The organism is Pseudoalteromonas holothuriae, from assembly GCF_945859825.1.
GTDB classification, from domain to species: domain Bacteria; phylum Pseudomonadota; class Gammaproteobacteria; order Enterobacterales; family Alteromonadaceae; genus Pseudoalteromonas; species Pseudoalteromonas holothuriae.
In genome coordinates this window covers 1-3,597 of record NZ_CAMAPC010000047.1, presented here as the reverse complement: position 1 = coordinate 3,597, position 3,597 = coordinate 1, and the positions used below count along the sequence as shown (strand labels likewise).

2 protein-coding genes and 2 pseudogenes are annotated in these 3,597 nt (G+C 35.8%); 3 read left to right on the top strand and 1 reads right to left on the bottom strand.

Annotation, left to right across the window (positions count from 1 at the left end; genetic code table 11):
• Positions 1-204 precede the first annotated feature (204 nt).
• From OCI93_RS20670 to OCI93_RS20660, 3 genes and pseudogenes are all read left to right on the top strand, one after another.
• The gene (locus OCI93_RS20670; RefSeq protein ID WP_261593048.1) at positions 205-420 is read left to right on the top strand and encodes a phage integrase N-terminal SAM-like domain-containing protein; all 216 of its coding nucleotides are present in this window, start codon (positions 205-207) and stop codon (positions 418-420) included.
• 50 nt (positions 421-470) lie between these two features.
• Positions 471-1,543, top strand: a pseudogene (locus tag OCI93_RS20665) (IS3 family transposase).
• 201 nt (positions 1,544-1,744) lie between these two features.
• Positions 1,745-3,130 carry a DUF2225 domain-containing protein gene (locus tag OCI93_RS20660; RefSeq protein ID WP_261627223.1) on the top strand — a complete coding sequence of 462 codons (1,386 nt, stop codon included), beginning with the start codon at positions 1,745-1,747 and terminating at the stop codon, positions 3,128-3,130.
• A gap of 28 nt (positions 3,131-3,158) precedes the next feature.
• Here the strand turns inward: OCI93_RS20660 and OCI93_RS20655 are convergent.
• Positions 3,159-3,482, bottom strand: a pseudogene (locus OCI93_RS20655) (transposase); the annotation flags it as partial.
• Positions 3,483-3,597 lie beyond the last annotated feature (115 nt).

The window sequence follows — 3,597 nt, the reverse complement described above, 5'->3', positions numbered from 1 at the left end:
TAAATCGATGCCAACAGCTTTAATTACAGACATATGGACTCCTCATATTTGAAGCTTATAATCACCTTCACTATGGCACATTGGTAAAAATGTGCTGAGTGGGGAGTCCATATCATTCGTTGAACTAAGCCGCTACGCGGAGATCCTATTCTCAGCATTTGAGCCACACTTTCTCTGAGTTATTTCACAACTTAGAGGTCAAAAATGAACAAACTCATTGAACAGGTCAAGGCAGAAATACACTATCGAGGTTATTCAGATAGAACAGGTAAAAGTTATTGCGCGCACTTACTTAAACTCAGTCATTATTTTAATAAACCGCTCGATTCGATTACTGATGACGAACTTAACGCCTTTTTTAAAGACCCCGTTATTCGCACACTTTCTCGGGCAAGCCAAGGTAATCCTCCCGAAAAATAGTTGACGTCAAAAGTGGAATTTTCTCGTAAAATAATCGAAGGAGATTCTGCATGAAAAAATCAAAATTTAGTGATAGCCAGATTATGGCTATTTTAAAACAACCTGATGAAGGTATTCCTGTTCCTGACATTTGTCGTGAACATAACATTGGTAATTCAACATTTTATAAGTGGCGCTTCAAGTATGGTGGTATGGATACGTCTTTAATGGCTCGAATGAAGGAGCTTGAAGAAAATCGTAGACTTAAAAAGATGTACGTCGATGAAAAACTAAAAGCAGAAATCGTGCACGAAGCTATGCAAAAAAAGTGGTAAAGCCATCGAAACGTAAAGAGATGGCGCAATACTTCGTTGCCTCTATGGGCGTAACTATAAAGCTAGCTTGCCAAGCTTTTCAAATAAGCGAAACGTGTTATCGATACAAAGCAAAGCTTTCTGATGAGAATCAATAAATAGCTCAAATGCTTGTCGATTTAACCAATGATGAAAGCGACTGGGGTTTTGGTCTTTGCTTTGATTATCTGCGTAACGTGAAAGGTAAAAAGTGGAACCACAAACGTGTTTACCGCATTTATACTGAGCTTTCATTGAATCTGAGAATAAAGCCGAGGCGACGCTTAAATCGTCATAAGCCAGAGCCTCTCAAAGAGCCAATTAAGCCGAATCAAGTTTGGTCAATAGATTTTATGCATGACCAGCTAAGTAACGGTCGCACAATTCGCTTGTTTAACGTTATTGACGATTACAAACGTGAAGGGTTGGTAATTGAACCTGGTTACTCATTCCCAACATCTAGAGTGCTGCGAAGCTTAAATCAGCTTATTGAGTGGAGGGGGAAGCCGTTAGCAATTCGGTGTGATAATAGCCCTGAATTTATTTCTCATGAGTTTGTAAAATGGGCAAATAAAAGTGACATCAGAATTGAATATATTCAGTCAGGTAACCCACAACAAAATGGTTATGTTGAGAGGTTTAATAAAACGGTTCGTTATGGATGGCTAAGTAAAAAGTTATTTGATAGCTTGGAAGAAGTATCTGACTATGCTGCAAAATGGTTGTGGCGTTATAACTATGAACGACCACATAAAGCTAATAATGGTTTCCCACCATTAAAGGCTGCTTAAATACTCCATTTTTGATGTCTATTAAAAAAGGGATGATCACCTTAAGACCGATAACCCCCCTCAAAGCACATAATGAAAATCAAAGTGGAAAGCTACTAAACGATTGAATCAAAATAGGAACTCGGCTATGGTTGAGGCATAAATAAAAAATAAAACTAGTAATTCTACAGGCTCGTTATATGCCTTTAAACTTCGGAGTACATGTTGAAGTATTTCTATATATTCACCATCTTTCTAGCTTTTAACACTTCTGCAACTAAATGGTCAGAATCAAGTGTTGATGACCCTTTCAAGTCAGGCTCTAAGTGTTTGGTTAATAATGTTTTAAGTTCAGGTAGTTATGTATTCAACTGGCCATCGAAGTATGATCAAATATTTTTCCCTTACACATCATCTGCCGCTATTTGGTTTTGTAAAGACTCTGGCTATATTTCTTTTATGAGCGACTTTGACAATATAACAGAAGAAGAAAAATCAAAAATTTCTACTTATTTAAAAGCAAACCCTCAAAGAAACGTTCGGAGCCTAATTTCTAAATTAAAATTAATTGACGTAATTTACTCTTTTAGAAAAGCTTCCCCTGAACTAAGTAACAGAAACAAAAGAATATTGGCTTACCTATACGAGCAAAAAGATAAATTTGAAGTTGCTAATAATTATCGACGAGCAGCTTTAACTGAGATTTATGAGCTTTTAAAAACAGATTTAACCAAATATAAAAGGCTTGAGTATTTGTATGTGGCAGCGAATTATGAACGTCAACTTGGGAATACTTCTAACAGTGACAAAAATCTAACAACGTTACAGAAAGAAATTGAGAGCATACAAACTGAAGAGTTAAAGGGCTTCGGTAATTATTTATCCAAGTTATTAAGCGATACACCACTTATTAAACCTGGTGGCAAATTAGAACCTGTAATTGAAGTCGTAAAAAAAGAAGTTACTCCTAAAATACCTAACAAAATTGATACTTGGATAGCTGAATCTTCAGATAAGTGCAGGTCAGAAATACAAGCTATTTATCTAAATATAAAACCTATGTTTGGCCCTCATATTGAAAGAACAATAATCGAAAAGAGTATTGATGAATTATTAATTATTAGAAGGCTCTTCATCGATACCGGTGATATATCACAACAAACTTTCGATGATTATTCTCTTTATAATGGTGCTGTTAATTTTAGTAGTAAAGTAAATGAGCTTAAAGCAAAACGCTCACCATTATGCATTAACGAAATTAATAACTTTACCGATAAATTGTCTTTAGATTTCAGCCAACATATGGAGCGAGTTATAAATGACATCACAACAGATGCAAGGACAATAAGAGATAATCTTGCTGAGCAAGGAGCCATAAAAAGTAGAAAAGCCATAGATCAACTTTTAGTTGATAATAGTATTCGTTCTTTATATTGTTATGTAAGGGATTATGATGTTTCTGAACATGAAGTTTGTCCTGAAAAGTCATTACCGTTCAAAAAAACATTTAAAAAAGTACAAGTTGATATTTTACAGTTCCCTTTGAAAATTGATGATGAAATTGAAATACAAAAGTTGCTTAAAGGCTTGTCTTCAATCGGCATATAACAAGAGACTATGGCGTCAATAGCTAATTTTAAACTTTTGGCGCTTCCCACATAACACCGTCTCTGAGCATCGAATTTAAGATCACAATCATCTTCCTAACACACGCAATGAGCGCTACTTTTTTTGGTTTCCCAGTAGCAACTAATCGCTGATAGGTTGATTTAAAAACAGGGTTAGATTGGGTAGCTGACATCATCGCCATGTATAAAACGGTGCGCACTTGATGTCGACCACCTTGGATTTTACGGAGCCCTTTATAACGTCCACTTTCGCGATTCATTGGTGCAACACCTAATAAAGAACTAGCTTCTTTGTTCGACATATAGCCAAGTTCAGGTAAGTTACTGATGATATGTACTAGCTCAGACTTGATCTGACAGTTACCCGTTTTTTAATCGGTGACTGTCAGTCTAGATTTGAGCTAAATTTTTCTCAGCCCAGATCAATTTTCCATCTAATAAAGTTTC